The organism is Streptomyces sp. NPDC030893, assembly GCF_055571535.1.
The window spans coordinates 623,748-641,757 of record NZ_JBVIFC010000001.1 but is presented as its reverse complement, the minus strand read 5'-3'; the positions used below and the strand labels follow the sequence as shown (position 1 = coordinate 641,757).

Here is an 18,010-nt window from a genome sequence, read left to right as displayed (position 1 = left end):
GCCCGCCCCCGCCCGCGGCGACGATGCCTGAGAGGTCCGCCGCCCGGCGGGCCGACGGGCCGCACTCGGGAGGGTCTGCCGTGACCGCAAGTCTGGAGCAGCTGCGCCGCTGCCACTTCGCCGTCGACCTGGGGGCGGCCCGCACCCGGGTGTACGTGAAGGGGGCGGGGCTCGTCGTCGACCAGCCGTCCGTCGCCGCCGTGAACACCCGTACGGGCGCGCTGATCGCGGTGGGTGAGTTCGCGGAGAAGATGACGGGCCGTACACCGGGCTACATCAGGGTCGTGCGGCCCGTGACCGGGGGGACGGTCGTCGACATCGAGATGGCGCAGCGCATGCTGCGGCAGCTGATCGGCGACCGGACCCGCCGCACCCTGCGCCGCAGGCCGCGGCTGCGGGCCGCGGCCTGCACCCCGCACGACGCCGACCCGCTCGCCCAGCGCGCGGCGATCGAGACGCTGGTCGGTCTCGGTGCGCGGCGGGTGGAGCTGGTGGACACGCTGATCGCCGCCGCCGTCGGCTGCGGTCTGCCGGTGGAGCAGCCCGAGGCGACCATGATCATGGTGTGCGGTGCGGCGGCGACCCAGGTGGCGGTGCTCTCCCTGGGGGCGATCGTGCAGGCGCAGCGCATCCCCGTCGGCGGTGAGGCGGTGGACAACGCGATCGTGCAGCATCTGCGCCACCAGCACGAGCTGATCCTGCCGAGCCAGTCCGTACGGCCGCTGCAGCTCGCCCTGTCCGGCAACGGGCTCACCCCGCAGGGTCCGGAGTCGACGGAGATCCACGGCCGGGACGTCGCCACCGGTCTGGCCCGTTCGGTGAAGGTGGACACGGCCGCGGTGCGCCGGGCCATCCAGACACCGCTCACGGCCGTGCTCGACGGCATCGGCAGGGTGCTGCGGGAGTGCCCGCCCGATCTGGTCGCCGATCTCGCCGACCGCGGGATCATGATGGTCGGCGGGAGCGCCCTGCTGCCGGGCCTGGACCAGATGCTGCGTCAGGCGACGGGCATGCCGGTGCACATCGCGGAGCGGCCGGAGCTGTGCGCCGTGGAGGGGCTGGGCGCGATGCTGGAGGGCAGGATCGCGCCGATGGTGCTGGACCCGCTGGGCGCCTGAGCCGTACCGGGGAGGCGGCCGTCAGGGGGAGAACCAGCAGCGGATCGTGGTGCCCTCCTCACCGGTGTGCACCCGGACCAGGTCGGCGATCAGGTTGACCATCAGCAGTCCGCGTCCGCCGCGCTGGTCGCGGGAGGCGGGCCGGCGGCCGGCGAGCGGATCGGTGAACCGCCCCGTGTCGCGCACCTCGCACAGCACCCGCCCGTCCTCGCCCCAGACCCGCAGCACGCCCGAACCGCCGCCGTGCAGCACGCTGTTGGTGGTCAGCTCGGCCGTGGTGAGGGCCAGGTCCTCCAGGGTGGTGCCGGTGAGTCCGAGCCGCCGGCCCTCGTCGGTCGCGGCGTGCCGGGCCCCGGGCAGCGACTCCGCCGCGAACGGGAAGGTCATGGCGTCCGCGACGGGCGGCAGCGGCTCGTTGTGGCGGGCGACGACCGCGTCGGGCGCGTAGCCCTCGCTGTGCCGCTCGCGGCGGGAGCCGGCCGGGATGACGGTGGGGTGGGTGGCGTGGGCGTCCTCGAGGACGTGCCCGGGCAGCCGTACGGCGTCGTAGGGGCACAGGATGGTCGCCGTACGGCCCCGGAAGGCCGCGTTGATCAGCGCCTCGTGCTGGACGCAGGCGGGGTACTCGCTCGCGGAGCGGCCGGCCCAGATCGGCTCGCCGATGATCCGCACCCGGTGCCCGGCCGGCCGGCCGTCGGCGAAGGCGCGCAGCACGCCGGGGATGATGCGCCCGGGATTGCGTCCCGCCTCCCGCATGTCCAGGAGCCGGACCCGCTCCGCGTCGGCGCCGAGCGCGTCCCGGATCAGCCGCAGCCGGTCGCCGGGCACGGCGACCGCGACGGGCTCCCCGGCGGCGAGTCCCGCCCGCACGAAGGGGACGGTGCCGTCCAGGTACTCCCGGTCGTCCCGGTAGAACAGGGCGGGGTGGACGAAGGGGTCGCGGATGGCTTCCGGGGACGTGGCCGCGGTACTCATGACATCGACACCTCGATCGTCGACAGGTCGGGCCAGAACGTCTCCAGGACCCTGCGCAGTGCGGGCGGCGGCCGGCGCACCACGAGGCGGCGTCCGTCGCCGAGCCGCCCGGCGGCCGCCGCGAGCGCGCCGGCGCCCGCGACGTCGACGAACGTCACCGCGGACAGTTCCAGGTGGTACACGTCCTCACCTTCGCGCACCGCCTGATCCAGTACGCGTTCCCAGATCGTGTGCGTGGCCAGGCCGATCTCCCCGGCCGCGCGGATTCCGCTGCACCCCTCCAGGGGGCTCACCGTCAGGGACGGCCCCTCGCCTCCGGGTCCGTCCGGCGTCCGATGACGACTGCCCAACACCCGTCTCCCCACGCTCCCGGGACCGGGCATACCCGCGTCGGTTCCCGGCCATTCCCCGGCGCGGTGTGTAGTACGCCGCACGGTGGGCAGGCGCACCGGCAGCGCAGCCGGGACCGTGCGCAGCCTACCGCTCCGGTGCCGGCGGCGGCCGGAATCACCCCGAACGCCCCGACGATCCACGAGTACCGACAGGCGAGGACATGACCTCCGCGGCATCACCGGCTCTCCCGGGAAGGCAGGACACCTTGGTCATCGGCGGTCGCATGGACGCGGACCGGGCGCTGCTCACCCCGCGCGGCGAGCTGGTGCGCGGGTGCGCACGGGCCCTGGCCGAGAAGCTGGCGCAGCTGCCCGCCGGCACGGCCCGGGTCGATCTGGACATGAGCGGCGTGCACTTCATGGACTCGGCGGGGCTGGAGTTCCTGGAGGTGCTGCGCGACCACGGCCGGCGGCGGTCGGTGCCGGTCACGGCCACCCGCTGGAACGGTCAGCCGCGCCGCATACTGGAGCTCGCCGGCCTCGACACCACGGACCCGTTGCGCTCCCCGGCCCCGGACGGCATACCGGCGCCGGTCGTCTCGGCGGTGGCGCGGGAACGGGAGGAGCGGCTGCATCTGCTCCAGGAGGAGGTCGAGCAGCTCCGGCAGGCGATCGCCTCCCGCCCGGTCATCGACCAGGCGCGCGGCATCCTGATGGCGACGTACGGCTGCACCTCGGACGAGGCCTGGCACATCCTGCGTGAGGCGTCCCAGCTGTCCAATACCAAACTGCGCGACGTCGCGGCGTCGCTCACCACGTGCGCGGAGGCGGAGGACGCCCGTCCGCCCGAGGAGGTCCGCACGGCGCTGTCCCGGGCGCTGGCCCGCCGTTCGGCACGGTGACACCGGCCCGCGCGGGGTACCCGGCGGACACGACCCCCGCGATCAGGAGGCAGCACGATGAGCGACCACACTCCCTCCCAGGCCGAGGGCGACCGGGACGACGCCGAGTGGGCCACCCCGGACATCCCGCACACCACCCCCTCGCAGGCCGAGGGCGAACGCGACCCCGCCGACGCCACCGACCCGTCCGACGACAACGCCGAGCGCAGCTGAGCGACCCGCGCGGGTGTGCCCGCGGGGGCAGGTCCTGGGCCGGGAGGGTGAGTGCGGGGCGCCGTTGTCGCGCGCCGGTTCGCGTTCCGCCGTTTCACGGCTAGAAACGATTCTGCGTACCACTGCTCGTGGTGGGGCGGGTGGGACTCGAACCCACGGCCGACGGATTATGAGTCCGCTGCTCTAACCGGCTGAGCTACCGCCCCATAGCGGCGTGTCGCGTACATGTGTGCGCGCCGTCTGCCGCAGCATAGCCGCTCATACGATCTCCTGCTTCGGATGGTCGGCTGCTCACGGCCTTGGTGACCATGGAGACCGCGCCGAGGCGCGCACGGTTCCCCCGGACATGAAAAAGGACCCCTACGGGGGTCCTCGTTCAGCATGCTCCCCCGACTGGACTCGAACCAGTAACCTGCCGGTTAACAGCCGGCTGCTCTGCCAATTGAGCTACGGAGGACCGAGCTCCCCCGACTGGACTCGAACCAGTAACCTGCCGGTTAACAGCCGGCTGCTCTGCCAATTGAGCTACGGAGGAATGCCTCGTTGCATCGAACGCACCTTCCTGGGTATCCGCCAGGGGGCGCGCGCTCGCTGCGACACATACATTAGCGCAAGCAGGGGGGTGCTCCGCCAATCGGTACTCCCCGGCGCTGTCGCCGCACCGGAGACCTGTGCAGACCAGAACAACGGGAAGGGTGACCGCCATGAAGTACCGGCTCACGTTCGTCGCCGGAGCAGCCCTGGGTTACGTGCTGGGCACGAAAGCCGGGCGGGAGCGATACGAGCAGTTGAGGAAGTCGGCGCAGCAGCTCACACAGAACCCGGCGGTGCGCAACACCGCGGAGAGCGCGGCGCAGCAGAGCCGCGAGTTCGCCGACAAGGCCTACCAGGCGGTGAGCCACCGGGTCGGCGACCGCATGCCCGACTCGGTCGCCCAGCGTGTCTCCGCCCTCCGTGAACGCTCGGCCCACGGCCCGGCGGAGGACGACTGGGGCACCAGCAACACCTGACGTGCCCGCCGCAGGTCACTCCAACGGTGCCCACGCCCCCACCCGGTGGGGAGCGTGCGGCAAAATTGCGGCATGGGGATAGTCGCCGGGCTGGACAGTGCGCCCGATTTCACTCGCATCGTCGTCTGTGACACGGACACCGGAGCCGTGGTCAGGCAGGGGTATGCCCAGCACCCGGTGCAGGGCCCCGACGGCGGCGGCCGTCCCTCCGACGTGGACCCGCAGGCCTGGCTGCTGTCGCTGGGCGAGGCGGCGGGCGGCGGGCTGCTGGAGGGCGTGCAGGCCATCGGCGTGTCGGCGCAGGCGAACGCGCTGGTGCCGCTGGACGCGCAGGGCAACACGGTGCGGCCGGCGATGACCGGCGGGGACAAGCGCGCGCAGGTCGCGGCGGCCGACCTGCTCGACGCGCTCGGCGGGCGCGAGGCCTGGGCGCAGGCGGTGGGCTGTGTGCCGGGGGCTGCGCAGCCGGTGGCCAAGCTGCGCTGGCTGGCCCGCAGCGAACCGGAGAACGCCGCGCGCACCGCCGTACTGCTGCAGGCGCACGACTGGCTGGTGTGGCAGCTGCTGGGCCGGCCGGTGCGGCGCACCACCGACCGGGGCGGCGCGTCCGGCACCGGCTACTGGGCGGCCGCGACCGGCGCCTACCGGCCCGACCTGGTGGAGATGGCGCTCGGCCACCAGGTGATGCTGCCCGAGGTGATCGGCCCGGCGGACGCGGCCGGTACGACCCCGGAGGGGCTGCTGATCTCCGCCGGCACGGGCGAGACGATGGCGGCGGCGTTCGGGCTCGGCATCGGTCTGGGCGACGCGGTGGTCTCGCTCGGCGCGTCCGGGTCGGTGATGGCCGTGCACCCCGAACCGCTCGTCGACCACCACGGGATGATCACCTCGCTGGCCGACGCGACCGGGATGCACCTGCCCGTCGTCACCACCCTGAACGCCGTACGGGCCCTGCGCGGGACCGCGGAACTGCTGGGGCTGCCCGACCTGGAGAGCCTGTCCGAGCTGGCGATGAAGTCGACGCCGGGGTCGCACGGGCTGGTGCTGCTCCCCTATCTGGAGGGTGAGCGCACGCCGAACCTGCCGCACACCGCCGGGACGCTGGCGGGTCTGCGCCGGGAGTCGATGAAGCGGGAGCATCTGGCGCGGGCCGCGTTCGAGGGGATGCTGTGCGGTCTCGCGGACGCGCTGGACGTGCTGCGCGGCCGGGGCGTGGACGTCCGGCGGGTGTTCCTGCTGGGCCAGGCCGCCGAACTGCCGGCCGTGCAGGCGGCGGCGCCGTCGCTGTTCGGGGCGCAGGTGGTGGTGCCGCAGCCGGCCGACTACGCGGCGATCGGCGCGGCCCGGCAGGCGGCGTGGGCGCTCGGCGTGTCGCAGGGCACGCTCGACCCGCGGACCCCGCCCGTCTGGCAGGGCCCGGTGGCCCAGGTGCTCGATCCCGGGGAGGAACTGGCGGTGGGACAGGCGGTGCGCCAGCAGTTCGTGGCGGTGCGCGAGCAGACGCACCCGGGGGCGTTCCGCGCCTAGGAGTCGTCGTCGCGGGCGCGCCGGTGCTCGGGGCGGGACGCGGGCGCGCCGGTTAATTCGGTTGAGGTAACGCGGGTGGAGTGTTCGACGATAGGGGCCACGGGCAACCGAATGCCCTCGCCGACCACCCGAGAGATTCAGCGTGCTCATACGACTCCTGCGGACCCACCTCACGCCCTACAAGAGACCCATCGCCCTGCTGGTGCTGCTGCAGTTCCTGCAGACCTGCGCCTCCCTCTACCTGCCCACGCTCAACGCGGACATCATCGACAACGGTGTCGTCGAAGGTGACGCCGGATACATCCTGAGTTTCGGCGCCCTGATGATCGGCATCTCGCTGATCCAGGTCGTGTGCAACGTGGGTGCCGTGTTCCACGGCGCCCGGACGGCGGCGGCCCTGGGACGGGACGTGCGCGCCGCCGTGTTCGACCGCGTCCAGTCGTTCTCCGCGCGGGAGGTGGGTCACTTCGGTGCGCCCTCGCTGATCACCCGTACGACGAACGACGTCCAGCAGGTGCAGATGCTGGTCCTGATGACGTTCACCCTGATGGTGTCGGCGCCCATCATGTGCGTGGGCGGCATCGTGATGGCACTCGGCCTGGACGTCCCGCTGTCCGGGGTGCTGGTCGGCGTCGTCCCGGTGCTGGCGATCTGCGTGACGCTGATCGTGCGGCGGCTGCGCCCGCTGTTCCGGACCATGCAGGAGCGGCTCGACACGGTGAACCGGGTGCTGCGCGAGCAGATCACCGGCAACCGGGTGATCCGCGCGTTCGTCCGGGACGCGTACGAACAGCGGCGGTTCCGGAAGTCCAACACCGAGCTGACGGACGTGTCGCTGGGCACGGGCAATCTGCTCGCGCTGATGTTCCCGGTGGTCATGACGGTGGTGAACCTGTCGTCGATCGCGGTGGTGTGGTTCGGCGCGCACCGCATCGACAGCGGGGGGATGCAGATCGGCGATCTGACGGCGTTCCTCGCCTACCTCATGCAGATCGTCATGTCCGTGATGATGGCCACCTTCATGTTCATGATGGTGCCGCGCGCCGAGGTGTGCGCCGAACGCATCCACGAGGTGCTGGACACCTCCTCGAGCGTCGTGCCGCCCGCCGCGCCCGTCACCGAGCTGCGCCGGCACGGGCATCTGGAGATCCGGGGTGCCGGCTTCCGCTACCCGGGCGCCGAGGAGCCGGTGCTGAGGTCGGTCGACCTGGTGGCGCGGCCCGGCGAGGTCACCGCCGTGATCGGCTCGACCGGCAGCGGCAAGTCCACCCTGCTGGGGCTGATCCCGCGGCTGTTCGACGCGACCGGCGGCGAGGTGCTGGTCGACGGGGTGCCGGTGGCGGACATCGCCCCCGGGCTGCTCGCCAGGACCGTCGGGCTGGTGCCGCAGAAGCCGTACCTCTTCGCGGGCACGGTGGCGACGAACCTGCGCTACGGCAACCCGGACGCCACCGACGAGGAGCTGTGGCACGCGCTGGAGGTGGCGCAGGGCAAGGACTTCGTGGAGCGGCTGGAGGGCGGCCTCGACGCGCCGGTCGCGCAGGGCGGGACGAACGTCTCCGGCGGTCAGCGCCAGCGTCTGGCGATCGCCCGCACGCTGGTGCAGCGGCCGGAGATCTACCTCTTCGACGACTCCTTCTCCGCGCTCGACTACGCCACCGACGCGGCCCTGCGGGCGGCGCTCGCACGGGAGACGGCCGAGGCGACCGTGGTGATCGTCGCCCAGCGGGTGGCGACCATCCGGGACGCCGACCGGATCGTGGTCCTGGACGAGGGCCGGGTCGTCGGCACCGGCCGGCACCACGAGCTGATGGCGGACAACGAGACCTACCGGGAGATCGTGCTCTCCCAGCTGACGGAAGCGGAGGCCGCCTGATGGCCGGGCCCGGAGGACGGATGATGGCCGGGGGCGGCCCCGACCAGCGCTCGATCGACTTCAAGGGGTCGAGCAAACGGCTGATCGCCCGGTTCCGGCCACAGCGCCTGACGATCTACGGGCTGCTGGCCTGCGTCGTCCTGAGCGTGGGGCTCAGCGTGATAGGTCCCAAGATCCTCGGCGAGGCCACCGACCTGGTCTTCGCCGGGGTCGTCGGACGCGACATGCCGGAGGGCGCCACCAAGGAGCAGGTGCTCGACGCGATGCGGGAGCGGGGCGAGGGCGATGTCGCCGACATGCTCCGCAGCACCGACTTCACCCCCGGCGAGGGCATCGACTTCACCGCCGTCGGCAACGTGCTGCTGTTCGCGCTGGCGGTGTTCCTGGTCGCCGGCCTGCTGATGGCGGTCGCGACGCGGCTGGTGAACCGCGCCGTCAACCTCACCATGTTCCGCATGCGGGAGGACGTGCAGACGAAGCTGTCGCGGCTGCCGCTGTCGTACTTCGACAAGCGGCAGCGCGGTGAGGTGCTCAGCCGCGCCACCAACGACATCGACAACATCGGGCAGACCCTCCAGCAGTCGATGGGCCAGCTGATCAACTCGCTGCTCACGATCATCGGTGTGCTCGCGATGATGTTCTACGTCTCGTGGATCCTCGCGCTGGTCGCGCTGGTGACGGTGCCCCTGTCGTTCGTCGTCGCCACGCGCGTCGGCAAGCGGTCGCAGCCGCACTTCGTGGCGCAGTGGCGCACCACCGGCCAACTGAACGCGCACATCGAGGAGATGTACACCGGACACACCCTGGTGAAGGTGTTCGGGCGGCAGGAGGAGTCGGCGAAGCGGTTCGCCGAGGAGAACGAGGCGCTGTACGAGGCCGGGTTCCGGGCGCAGTTCAACAGCGGTGTCATGCAGCCGCTGATGTTCTTCGTGTCGAACATCAACTACGTGCTGGTGGCGGTCGTCGGCGGGCTCCGGGTCGCCTCGGGCACGCTGTCCATCGGCGACGTGCAGGCGTTCATCCAGTACTCGCGGCAGTTCTCCATGCCGCTGACGCAGGTCGCCTCGATGGCGAACCTAGTGCAGTCCGGTGTCGCCTCGGCGGAGCGGGTCTTCGAACTGCTGGACGCGGAGGAGCAGGAGGCCGACGCCTCGCCGGCCGAGAAGCCGGCCGAGCCGCGCGGGCGGGTGGCGCTGGAGCACGTGTCGTTCCGGTACGACCCGCAGAAGCCGCTGATCGAGGACCTGTCGCTGACGGTCGAGCCGGGCCACACGGTGGCCGTCGTCGGCCCGACGGGCGCCGGCAAGACGACGCTGGTGAACCTGCTGATGCGGTTCTACGAGGTCTCCGGCGGGCGGATCACGCTCGACGGGGTGGACATCGCGCGGATGTCCCGGGACGAACTGCGCTCCGGCATCGGCATGGTGCTCCAGGACACCTGGCTGTTCGGCGGCACCATCGCGGAGAACATCGCCTACGGAGCCTCCCGCGAGGTCACCCGCGAGGAGATCGAGGAGGCGGCACGGGCGGCGCACGCCGACCGGTTCGTCCGCACCCTGCCCGACGGCTACGACACGGTGATCGACGACGAGGGCAGCGGGGTGAGCGCGGGCGAGAAGCAACTGATCACCATCGCGCGGGCGTTCCTGTCCGACCCGGTGATACTGGTGCTGGACGAGGCGACGAGCTCCGTGGACACCCGTACGGAGGTGCTGATCCAGAAGGCGATGGCGCGACTGGCGCACGGGCGCACGTCGTTCGTGATCGCGCACCGGCTGTCCACGATCCGGGACGCGGACACGATCCTGGTCATGGAGAACGGCGCGATCGTCGAACAGGGCGCGCACGGGAAGCTGCTGGCGGCGGACGGGGCGTACGCCCGCCTGTACCGGGCGCAGTTCGCGCAGGCGGTGGCCGAGGTGGACGGCTGAGCCGCCGTGCGGCGTCCCCGGCCGGGGACGCCGCACGGGCGGGTCTCAGCGCAGTTTGTTGGCGCCGCCGTCCGCCATGACGGTCTGGCCCGTCATGTAGCGGGCGTCGTCGCCGGCGAGGAAGGCGACGATGGGGGCGACGTCCCGCTCGGGATCGCCGAACCGGCCGAGCGGCACCTTCGCGGCGGACTGGGCGTACTGCTCGGGGTGGGCGTCGGCCCAGCGGGCGACGCCCTCGGTCAGCGCCATGGGACAGACGACGTTGACCCGGATGTCGTACCGGGCCCACTCGTTGGCGACGACGCGGCTCAGACCGCGGATGGCCTCCTTCACGGCGGCGTACGAGGCCTGGTTCGGCTGGCCGTCGAGGGCGGCGCCGGAGCCGAAGTTGACGACCGAGCCGCCGCCGGCCCTCTTCAGCTCGGGGAGGGCCGCGAGCATGAAGTTCCGGGTGGCGTAGAGGCTGGTGCCCATCGCGAGGTCCCAGTCGGCGTCGGTCTGCTCCTCGAAGGGGCGCTGCCGGGAGACGCTGGCGTTGTTGACCAGGACGTCCAGTCCGCCGAAGTGCTCGACGGCCCTGCCCACCGCGGCGTCCGCCACGGCCCGGTCGGACACGTCGCCGCGCAGGAACACCACCGCGTCCCCGAGCTCGGCGGCGAGCTTCTCGCCGGCCTCCTCCTGGAGGTCGACGACGACCACGCGGGCGCCGCGGGCGGCGAACACCCGGGTGATCGCCGCGCCGATGCCGGAGGCGCCTCCGGTGACGACGGCCCTCTTGCCTTCCAGGCTTCTGTTCTCCATGGGCACCTCACCCGTCCCTGTGTGCGACTTCTGCGCTGATTCGCGCATGATCACACTAATCCAACGGGTTTCCCCGCCCCATCCGGGGGCGTCAGTCCAGGTAGCCCCTGAGCTGGTCGGCGAAGGCGTGGTCGCGGAGCTTGTTCAGGGTCTTGGACTCGATCTGCCGTATCCGCTCGCGGGTCACCCCGAAGAGGCGGCCTATCTCCTCCAGGGTGCGCGGGCGCCCGTCGACGAGGCCGTAGCGGAGCTGGACGACCTTGCGCTCGCGTTCGCCGAGGGTGGAGAGGACCGCCTCCAGGTGCTCCCTGAGCAGCAGGAACGCGGCCGACTCGACCGGGCTCGCGGCGTCGCCGTCCTCGATGAGGTCACCGAGCGCGACGTCGTCCTCCTCCCCCACCGGCGCGTGCAACGACACCGGCTCCTGCGCCAGCCGCAGCACCTCGCCGACCCGCTCGGGCGACAGATCGAGGTGGGCCGCGACCTCGACCGGCGTCGGCTCGTACCCGCGCTCCTGGAGCATGCGCCGCTGCACCCGCACCACCCGGTTGATGAGCTCCACCACGTGCACGGGCACGCGGATGGTCCGGGCCTGGTCCGCCAGCGCGCGGGACATGGCCTGGCGGATCCACCAGGTGGCGTACGTGGAGAACTTGTAGCCGCGCGCGTAGTCGAACTTCTCCACCGCCCGGATCAGCCCGAGGTTGCCCTCCTGGACCAGGTCCAGCATGGTCAGGCCCCGGCCCACGTACCGCTTGGCCACCGACACCACGAGCCGCAGGTTCGCCTCGATCAGCCGCCGTTTGGCCATCCGGCCCATGACGACGAGCCGGTCCAGGTCGCCGGCGAGCCGGCTGTCCAGATCGGGGGCCAGCCGCAGCTTCTCCTCGGCGAACAGCCCCGCCTCGACCCGGCGGGCGAGTTCGACCTCCTCGGCGGCGGTGAGCAGCGGGATGCGGCCGATCTCGCGCAGATACTGCCGGAACAGGTCCGAGGAGGGACCCCCGGTCTCGGGCCGGACGGGCACGCGCGGCTCGGCGGGCTCCACCGGCTCGACGGAATCGGCGGGATCGGCGGGTCGACCGGCGTCGACGCGCGGTGCGGCCGGTTCCAGCGCCTCGGCCGGCGGTTCGGCGGGCTCGGGCGGTGTCTCGGGGTGGAGCGCGACACTGCTCTGCGCGGGCATGGCGACGAGCACGTCCGCGCCGGGCTGGGTGAGGGTCTGGGTCTGGGTCTGCACGGGGGCGACCTCCAGGATGATCGCTGCCGGGGGTGGGGCAGCGGTACTTCGGGGGCGGAGTCGACGGCCTCGCCGCTGTCCGTCCCGTACGCGGTGAGCACAGCCGCGGATGTCCGGGACCCGCCGACGACGGATCGGCCGCGCTCCGAGGACTCAGGCACCGCCCCCCAGTGTGGGGTACGACACATCGTCCCCACGAGGGGCGTGCGGTGACTTTTTGCGTCCGGGGCGTGACCGGCCGGTTACGCGGGTCGCCTCACAGCGCGGCCGCGCCGTGCTCCCGCAACGCCTGGTCGTACTGCTGAAGGACCCACAACTCGTTCTGTACGGCGGTCAGTTCAGCGGGGTCGCCGTGGGCGCCGAGGCGGGTGAGGCGGCCGGCGATGTCGCGGATGCGGCGCTCGACGGCACGGCGGCGGACAGTGACCAGCTGGGCGCCCGCGTACGTCTCGTCGACCTCCTTGACGCCCCGGTGCAGCATGATCGCCTCGACGGCGAGTTCGGTGACCATGGCGCGCACGGTGTCGTCGGGAGCGGCGTCGCGCACCCGGATCAGATACTCCTGCGGGTCCCCCACACCGTGCTCGGCGCCGCCCGCGTCCAGGATCGCCTGGCGTACGGCCGCGTAGGGCGGGGCGGTGAACTCGTCGACGCCGTACGCGTCGAAGGCCGGGGAGACCAGTTCGGGGCGCTGGAGGGCGAGCTTGAGCAGTTCGCGTTCGGTGGCGAAGACCGGGTTGCGGAGGTTGAGGGCGGGGCCGCGGGGGGCGGCGGGGGCGGGCGCGTACTGCTGCGGGCCACCGCCGCCGCGCTGCCGCTGGTCCGGGGCCGGACCCTTGCCGCCGCGGTCGCGGGCCCAGCGGGCCAGCTGGGCGACCCGCTTGACGACGAACTGGGTGTCGAGGATGCCGAGCATCCCGGCGAGTTCGACGGCGACCTCGTGCTGGGCGCCGCTGTTCTTGATGCGGGCGACGATCGGGGCGGCCTCGTCGAGGGCGCCGGCGCGGCCGGCCGGGGTGTCCAGGTCGTAGCGGCGCACGACCTGGCGGAGCGCGAACTCGAAGAGCGGGGTGCGGGGTTCGACCAGGTCGGCGACGGCTTCGTCGCCCTTGGCGAGGCGCAGGTCGCAGGGGTCCATGCCGTCGGGGGCGATGGCGATGTAGGTCTCGGCGGCGAACTTCTGGTCGTCCTCGAAGGCGCGCAGGGCCGCCTTCTGGCCGGCCGCGTCGCCGTCGAAGGTGAAGATCACGCGCGCCGACCCGTTGTCCATCAGCAGCCGTCTGAGGATCTTGATGTGGTCGCCGCCGAAGGCGGTGCCGCAGGTGGCGATGGCGGTGGTGACGCCCGCGAGGTGGCAGGCCATGACGTCGGTGTAGCCCTCGACGACGACCGCGCGGGAGGACTTCGCGATGTCCTTCTTCGCCAGGTCGATGCCGTAGAGGACCTGGGACTTCTTGTAGATCGCGGTCTCGGGGGTGTTGAGGTACTTGGGGCCGTTGTCCGCCTCGTAGAGCTTGCGGGCGCCGAAGCCGACGACGTCGCCGCCGATGTCGCGGATGGGCCACATCAGCCGGCCGCGGAAGCGGTCGATGGGACCGCGGCGGCCCTCCTGGGAGAGACCGGAGAGGACGAGCTCCTTGTCGCTGAAGCCCTTGCCGCGCAGGAAGCGGGTGAGGTGGTCCCAGCCCTGGGGGCTGTAGCCGACGCCGAAGTGCACGGCGGCGCCCTGGTCGAAGCCCCGCTCGGCGAGGAAGACCCGGCCGGTCTCGGCCTCCGGGGAGGTCGCGAGCTGTTCCGCGTACCACTCGGCGGCGATCTTGTGGGCCTCGACCAGGCGGATGCGCTCGCCGCGCTGGTGGGTGGGGTTGTACCCGCCCTCCTCGTAACGCAGCGTGATGCCCGCCTGACCGGCGAGGCGCTCGACCGCCTCCGAGAAGGAGAGGTGGTCGATCTTCATCACGAACGTGAGGGTGTCGCCGCCCTCCTGGCAGCCGAAGCAGTGGAAGAGTCCCTTGCTCGGGCTGACCTGGAAGGACGGCGACTTCTCGTCGTGGAACGGGCAGAGCCCCTTGAGGTTCCCGCCGCCCGCGTTGCGCAGCTGCAGATACTCGGACACCACGGCGTCGATCGGAACCGCGTCCCGAACCGCCTTCACGTCCTCATCATTGATCCGCCCAGCCACACCTGAAGTCTACGGGTGCGCTCCGACAGCCCCGGGCGGGCGGCCGGACCCTCGTGCACCGTGGTCAGGTACTGGTCCACCGCTGGTTGTCACGGTCGTTGCACTCCCAGAGCACCACCTGGGTGCCGGACGCCCCTCCGAAGAGGTCCAGGCATTTGCCGCTCGACGCGGACAGCAACGACTTTCCGGACAGGCTGAACCGCTGAGCCGACGACCGGTCGCACGGCGCGAGGAGCACCGGCGTGCGGTCCGCGGTGCCGGTGACGGTCGCGCAGAGGTCGCCCTGCCGGAGTGCCGTGCCGGACCCGGTGTTCCATGACTGGGAGGAAGCCCCGGTGCACGCGGCGACCACGAGTTCGGCGCCCGGGCCGGCGCCGGTCAGGCAGTTGCCGGAGGCTTCGACCACGAGCGCCCTGCCGGGGTCGGGAGCCGCGTCGCCCCCTCGGTCGGTTCCGTCCTTGAGCGGGACCCCGCTCGTGCTGGGTTCCGCGCCGGCCTCCGCCTTGCCCGTGCTCCGTCGCGTCTCCTGATCGGAGGGCGTGGGGGAGACGGCGGAGGAGGACGGGGACGGGGACGATGTGGTCGCGCTCGGGGACCGCTGCGTATGGGGGCTTTCGGGTCCGGCCGCATCGTACGTGCCCGGCCCGCCCGCGACGGGGGACGGCCGGCCGGTCTCCTCCTGCGTCCCGCCGACCGTGACGGCCACTCCGGCGGCTGTTACCAGGACGGCCACGGCGGCGACAGCCATCCACTTCACGGGTGGGCGGCGTCGGCCGGGCCGGGGGCCGCCGTCCGGCGCCGCCGGTCCGGTGGCGGATGCGTCACGGCCGCCGACACCGGCGGGCGGTTCCGGTCGTGCGGTTGCCTCGTCCTCACCCGTGTCGGCTCGGTGAGCCCTGGCCGCACGGGCGAGAGCGGCACGGGCTGCCGCCAGCTTCGCCGCGTCGTTGACACCGGAGGGCCTGTCCGGTGGTAATTCCACGGGTCGGCCCCGACCTGTGGTCCGTTTGGGCAGCTCCGGCATTCTGACGTGCTCCTCCCACAAGGGGTAAGTGCCATTTCTTGATCATCGTTGATTATTTAAGCGCATTGACAATCAAAATGTGGCAGAGATCCGGTCCCCACGAGTTCGTGGGGACCGGTGGTCGCCCGGAGCACTCAGGAAGGTCCTGGTGAGGTCCGCTAAGCGGCGAGGCTCTCCAGCGGCACCCGCGGATCGGCGAGTGCGTCGGTGTCCACCCGCGCCCGCCCCCGGATCAGCGCCTGGATCGGGTCCGTGACATCCCACACGTTCACATTCATCCCCGCCAGCACCCGCCCCTCCTTCACCCAGAACGCGATGAACTCCCGCTTCCCCGCGTCACCGCGGATGACCACCTGGTCGTACGACCCGGGCGGCGCCCACCCGGAGTACTCCATCCCCAGGTCGTACTGGTCGGTGAAGAAGTAGGGAACCCGGTCGTAGCCCTCCTCCCGCCCCAGCATCGAGCGGGCCGCCGCCGGCCCCCCGTTCAGCGCGTTGGCCCAGTGCTCCACCCGCAGCCGGGTGCCGAAGAGGCCGTGCGGGAAGGACGCGACGTCCCCGGCCGCGTAGATGTCGGGATCCGACGTGCGCAGCCGCTCGTCGACCAGGACACCCCCGCCGGCCGCGCGGTCGGCGAGCTCCAGTCCCGCCGCCTCCGCGAGAGCGACCCGCGGGGCGGCGCCGATCGCCGCGAGGACGGCGTGGGCGGGGTGCTCCTCGCCGTCGTCGGTGCGGGCGGCCAGGACCATGCCGTCCTGCCCGGTGATCTCGCTGAGCGTCGCCCCGAAGTGGAAGCGCACCCCGTGCTCGCGGTGCAGCTCGGCGAAGAGCTGGCCGAGCTCGGGGCCGAGGACGGAGTGCAGCGGGGTCTGACCCCGGTGGACGACGGTGACCTCCGCGCCGTACTGGCGGGCCGCCGCCGCGATCTCCAGGCCGATCCAGCCGGCGCCGGCGATCACCAGATGCCCGTTGTCCCGGCCGAGGGAGGTCAGGACGCCCTTGAGGCGCTCGGAGTGGGCGAGGCGCCGCAGGTGGTGCACGCCCGCGAGGTCCGTGCCCGGGATGTCCAGGCGGCGCGGCTCGGCGCCGGTGGCGAGCAGCAGCTTGTCGTAGCGGACGGTGGTGCCGTCGTCGCCGAAGCGGACGGTCCTCGCGGCACGGTCGATGGCGTCGACCGTCTGGCCGAGGTGCAGCTCGACGTCGTGACGCGCGTACCAGGCGGGCTCGTGGACGAAGACGCTGTCGCGTTCCTCCTTGCCGAGGAGGTAGCCCTTGGACAGGGGCGGGCGCTCGTACGGGTGGTCGCGTTCGTCGCAGATCAGTATCACCCGGCCGGTGAAGCCCTCCGCTCTCAGCGTCTCCGCCGCCTTGGCGCCGGCCAGTCCGCCTCCGACGATGACGAAAGTCTGATCCGCGTCGACCACGTGATGCCTCCTCGTAACGGTGTAGCCATCTGCGAGAGTCCCGCACGCAGAATGATGCCGGAAGGGGGAGTGACCCGATCAGGCCATGCGGGTCATCTCTGCCCGGTGAGCCGGGCGTGAAGCGAGCGGGCCGAGATGTCCGTGAGGGACGCGATCTGGTCGACGACGACCCGTTTGCGGGCGCGGTCGTCGGGGGCCCGGTCGAACAGGGTGCGGAACTGCGGGTCCAGGCCGTCGGGGGCGCGGGCGGTGAGCGCCTCGGCCAGTTCGAGCACGACGACACGCTGGTCGGCGCGGAGCAGCTCCTGCTCGGCGCGCTGCATGACGTAGCGGTCGGCGACCGCCTTGAGGACCGCGCACTCCATACGGGTGGCGCGCGGTACGACCAGCTCGGCCGCGTATCGGGTGAGCCGTCCGGTGCCGTGGGCCTGCCGTGTGGCGCCCTCCGCGGCGAGGCAGAAGCGGCCGATGAGCTGGCTGGTGGCGTCCTTGAGGCGGGCCTGGGCGACGGCGGTGCCGTCGTAGCCGTGCGGCCACCACTCCTGGGCGAGGAGGCGGTCGAGGGCCTCCGCCAGTTCGGCGGGGTCGGTGTCCGCGGGGACGTACCGGCCGACGGCCACGGCGAAGACGGCCCGGCGCTCCGGTTCGGCGTGCAGGCAGTTGGGGTCGATGTGACCGGCGTGCAGTCCGTCCTCCACGTCGTGCACCGAGTAGGCGACGTCGTCGGACCAGTCCATGACCTGGGCCTCGAAGCAGATGCGGGTGCCCGGGGCGTCCTGGCGGACCCAGTCGAAGACGGGACGGTCGTCCTCGTAGACCCCGAACTTCGGGGAGGCCGGGTCGGTGGGGTGGGCGTCGCGGGGCCAGGGGTACTTGGTGGCGGCGTCGAGGGCGGCTCGGGTGAGGTTGAGGCCGACGGAGCCCTCGGCGGTGAACCGCTTGGGTTCGATGCGGGTGAGCAGGCGCAGCGACTGGGCGTTGCCCTCGAAGCCGCCGCAGTCCTCGGCGAACTCGTTCAGCGCCTGTTCGCCGTTGTGCCCGAAGGGCGGGTGGCCCAGGTCGTGGGAGAGGCAGGCGGCCTCGACGAGGTCGGGGTCACAGCCGAGGGCGGCGCCGAGCTCGCGGCCCACCTGGGCGCATTCGAGGGAGTGGGTGAGGCGGGTGCGGGGGCTGGCGTCCCACATCTGGTGCTGCTCGCCGGGCGTGACGACCTGCGTCTTCCCGGCGAGGCGGCGCAGGGCCGCGGAGTGCAGGACGCGGGCGCGGTCGCGCTGGAAGGCGGTGCGGCCGGGGCGTTTGTCGGGTTCGGGGGCCCAGCGGGCGACTGACGTCGGGTCGTATGCGGGGGGTGGTGCGGTGCCTTCCATGCCTTGACAGTACGGGGAGGGTGTGACGGACGGGGGACGTGCCGAGGCCGCGAGCGGGAACCGGCCCGACGAGGTCCTCGGCAGCCCT

15 protein-coding genes and 3 tRNA genes are annotated in these 18,010 nt (G+C 72.3%); 7 read left to right on the top strand and 11 right to left on the bottom strand.

Features of this window, described 5'->3' with window-relative positions:
• The first annotated feature begins 80 nt into the window (after positions 1 to 80).
• Entirely contained in the window at positions 81 to 1,118 is a 1,038-nt protein-coding gene (mreB, locus tag ACZ434_RS02810) for a rod shape-determining protein MreB (RefSeq protein ID WP_468451057.1), read from the top strand.
• 21 nt (positions 1,119 to 1,139) lie between these two features.
• Here the strand turns inward: mreB and ACZ434_RS02805 are convergent, their stop codons facing one another.
• Positions 1,140 to 2,093 carry an anti-sigma factor RsbA family regulatory protein gene (locus tag ACZ434_RS02805; RefSeq protein WP_468451055.1) on the bottom strand — a complete coding sequence of 318 codons (954 nt, stop codon included), beginning with the start codon at positions 2,091 to 2,093 and terminating at the stop codon, positions 1,140 to 1,142.
• Positions 2,090 to 2,443 carry an STAS domain-containing protein gene (locus tag ACZ434_RS02800; RefSeq protein WP_468451053.1) on the bottom strand — a complete coding sequence of 118 codons (354 nt, stop codon included), beginning with the start codon at positions 2,441 to 2,443 and terminating at the stop codon, positions 2,090 to 2,092. The genes ACZ434_RS02805 and ACZ434_RS02800 overlap by 4 nt, the downstream gene beginning before the upstream one ends.
• A 203-nt stretch (positions 2,444 to 2,646) precedes the next feature.
• Here ACZ434_RS02800 and ACZ434_RS02795 point away from each other — a divergent pair, with 203 nt between their 5' ends.
• Together ACZ434_RS02795 and ACZ434_RS02790 are read left to right on the top strand one after the other, a co-directional pair.
• Positions 2,647 to 3,327, top strand: a complete 681-nt coding sequence (locus ACZ434_RS02795; RefSeq protein WP_468451051.1) for an ANTAR domain-containing response regulator — start codon at positions 2,647 to 2,649, stop codon at positions 3,325 to 3,327.
• Between the two features lie 57 nt (positions 3,328 to 3,384).
• On the top strand, positions 3,385 to 3,540 hold the full coding sequence (locus ACZ434_RS02790) for a hypothetical protein (protein WP_468451049.1): 156 nt from the start codon (positions 3,385 to 3,387) through the stop codon (positions 3,538 to 3,540).
• A 129-nt stretch (positions 3,541 to 3,669) separates the two neighbouring features.
• On the opposite strand, the gene ACZ434_RS02785 is transcribed toward ACZ434_RS02790, so the two are convergent.
• From ACZ434_RS02785 to ACZ434_RS02775, 3 genes are all read right to left on the bottom strand, one after another.
• Positions 3,670 to 3,746, bottom strand: a tRNA-Ile gene (locus ACZ434_RS02785).
• Between the two features lie 178 nt (positions 3,747 to 3,924).
• A tRNA-Asn gene (locus ACZ434_RS02780) sits at positions 3,925 to 3,997 on the bottom strand.
• Between the two features lie 5 nt (positions 3,998 to 4,002).
• A tRNA-Asn gene (locus ACZ434_RS02775) sits at positions 4,003 to 4,075 on the bottom strand.
• A 169-nt stretch (positions 4,076 to 4,244) separates the two neighbouring features.
• Here ACZ434_RS02775 and ACZ434_RS02770 point away from each other — a divergent pair.
• The 4 genes from ACZ434_RS02770 to ACZ434_RS02755 all read left to right on the top strand — a co-directional run bounded on the left by ACZ434_RS02770 (position 4,245) and on the right by ACZ434_RS02755 (position 9,884).
• Positions 4,245 to 4,550 carry a YtxH domain-containing protein gene (locus ACZ434_RS02770; RefSeq protein ID WP_468451047.1) on the top strand — a complete coding sequence of 102 codons (306 nt, stop codon included), beginning with the start codon at positions 4,245 to 4,247 and terminating at the stop codon, positions 4,548 to 4,550.
• A 72-nt stretch (positions 4,551 to 4,622) separates the two neighbouring features.
• Positions 4,623 to 6,077, top strand: a complete 1,455-nt coding sequence (locus tag ACZ434_RS02765; protein ID WP_468451045.1) for an FGGY family carbohydrate kinase — start codon at positions 4,623 to 4,625, stop codon at positions 6,075 to 6,077.
• Positions 6,078 to 6,219: 142 nt separating this feature from the next.
• Positions 6,220 to 7,953 carry an ABC transporter ATP-binding protein gene (locus ACZ434_RS02760; protein WP_468451043.1) on the top strand — a complete coding sequence of 578 codons (1,734 nt, stop codon included), beginning with the start codon at positions 6,220 to 6,222 and terminating at the stop codon, positions 7,951 to 7,953.
• Entirely contained in the window at positions 7,953 to 9,884 is a 1,932-nt protein-coding gene (locus tag ACZ434_RS02755; protein ID WP_468451041.1) for an ABC transporter ATP-binding protein, read from the top strand. Before ACZ434_RS02760 ends, ACZ434_RS02755 begins: the two co-directional genes overlap by 1 nt.
• Positions 9,885 to 9,929: 45 nt before the next feature.
• On the opposite strand, the gene ACZ434_RS02750 is transcribed toward ACZ434_RS02755, so the two are convergent.
• The 6 genes from ACZ434_RS02750 to ACZ434_RS02725 all read right to left on the bottom strand — a co-directional run bounded on the left by ACZ434_RS02750 (position 9,930) and on the right by ACZ434_RS02725 (position 17,922).
• Positions 9,930 to 10,685, bottom strand: a complete 756-nt coding sequence (locus tag ACZ434_RS02750; protein ID WP_468451039.1) for an SDR family NAD(P)-dependent oxidoreductase — start codon at positions 10,683 to 10,685, stop codon at positions 9,930 to 9,932.
• Positions 10,686 to 10,776: 91 nt separating this feature from the next.
• On the bottom strand, positions 10,777 to 12,036 hold the full coding sequence (locus ACZ434_RS02745; RefSeq protein ID WP_468451789.1) for an RNA polymerase sigma factor: 1,260 nt from the start codon (positions 12,034 to 12,036) through the stop codon (positions 10,777 to 10,779).
• 145 nt (positions 12,037 to 12,181) lie between these two features.
• Entirely contained in the window at positions 12,182 to 14,107 is a 1,926-nt protein-coding gene (dnaG, locus tag ACZ434_RS02740; RefSeq protein ID WP_468451037.1) for a DNA primase, read from the bottom strand.
• A 64-nt stretch (positions 14,108 to 14,171) separates the two neighbouring features.
• On the bottom strand, positions 14,172 to 14,855 hold the full coding sequence (locus ACZ434_RS02735) for an RICIN domain-containing protein (protein ID WP_468451035.1): 684 nt from the start codon (positions 14,853 to 14,855) through the stop codon (positions 14,172 to 14,174).
• 434 nt (positions 14,856 to 15,289) lie between these two features.
• The gene (locus tag ACZ434_RS02730; RefSeq protein WP_468451032.1) at positions 15,290 to 16,555 is read right to left on the bottom strand and encodes an NAD(P)/FAD-dependent oxidoreductase; all 1,266 of its coding nucleotides are present in this window, start codon (positions 16,553 to 16,555) and stop codon (positions 15,290 to 15,292) included.
• 92 nt (positions 16,556 to 16,647) lie between these two features.
• Complete coding sequence (locus tag ACZ434_RS02725) at positions 16,648 to 17,922, bottom strand: deoxyguanosinetriphosphate triphosphohydrolase (RefSeq protein WP_468451030.1); 1,275 nt, start codon at positions 17,920 to 17,922, stop codon at positions 16,648 to 16,650.
• Positions 17,923 to 18,010 lie beyond the last annotated feature (88 nt).

Coding starts and splice junctions, on each gene's coding strand:
- ACZ434_RS02735 (WP_468451035.1), bottom strand. CDS start 14,855: ATGGCTGTCGCCGCCGTGGCCGTCCTGGTAACAGCCGCCGGAGTGGCC.
- ACZ434_RS02790 (WP_468451049.1), top strand. CDS start 3,385: ATGAGCGACCACACTCCCTCCCAGGCCGAGGGCGACCGGGACGACGCC.
- ACZ434_RS02725 (WP_468451030.1), bottom strand. CDS start 17,922: ATGGAAGGCACCGCACCACCCCCCGCATACGACCCGACGTCAGTCGCC.
- ACZ434_RS02770 (WP_468451047.1), top strand. CDS start 4,245: ATGAAGTACCGGCTCACGTTCGTCGCCGGAGCAGCCCTGGGTTACGTG.
- ACZ434_RS02755 (WP_468451041.1), top strand. CDS start 7,953: ATGGCCGGGCCCGGAGGACGGATGATGGCCGGGGGCGGCCCCGACCAG.
- ACZ434_RS02765 (WP_468451045.1), top strand. CDS start 4,623: ATGGGGATAGTCGCCGGGCTGGACAGTGCGCCCGATTTCACTCGCATC.
- ACZ434_RS02805 (WP_468451055.1), bottom strand. CDS start 2,093: ATGAGTACCGCGGCCACGTCCCCGGAAGCCATCCGCGACCCCTTCGTC.
- ACZ434_RS02795 (WP_468451051.1), top strand. CDS start 2,647: ATGACCTCCGCGGCATCACCGGCTCTCCCGGGAAGGCAGGACACCTTG.
- ACZ434_RS02750 (WP_468451039.1), bottom strand. CDS start 10,685: ATGGAGAACAGAAGCCTGGAAGGCAAGAGGGCCGTCGTCACCGGAGGC.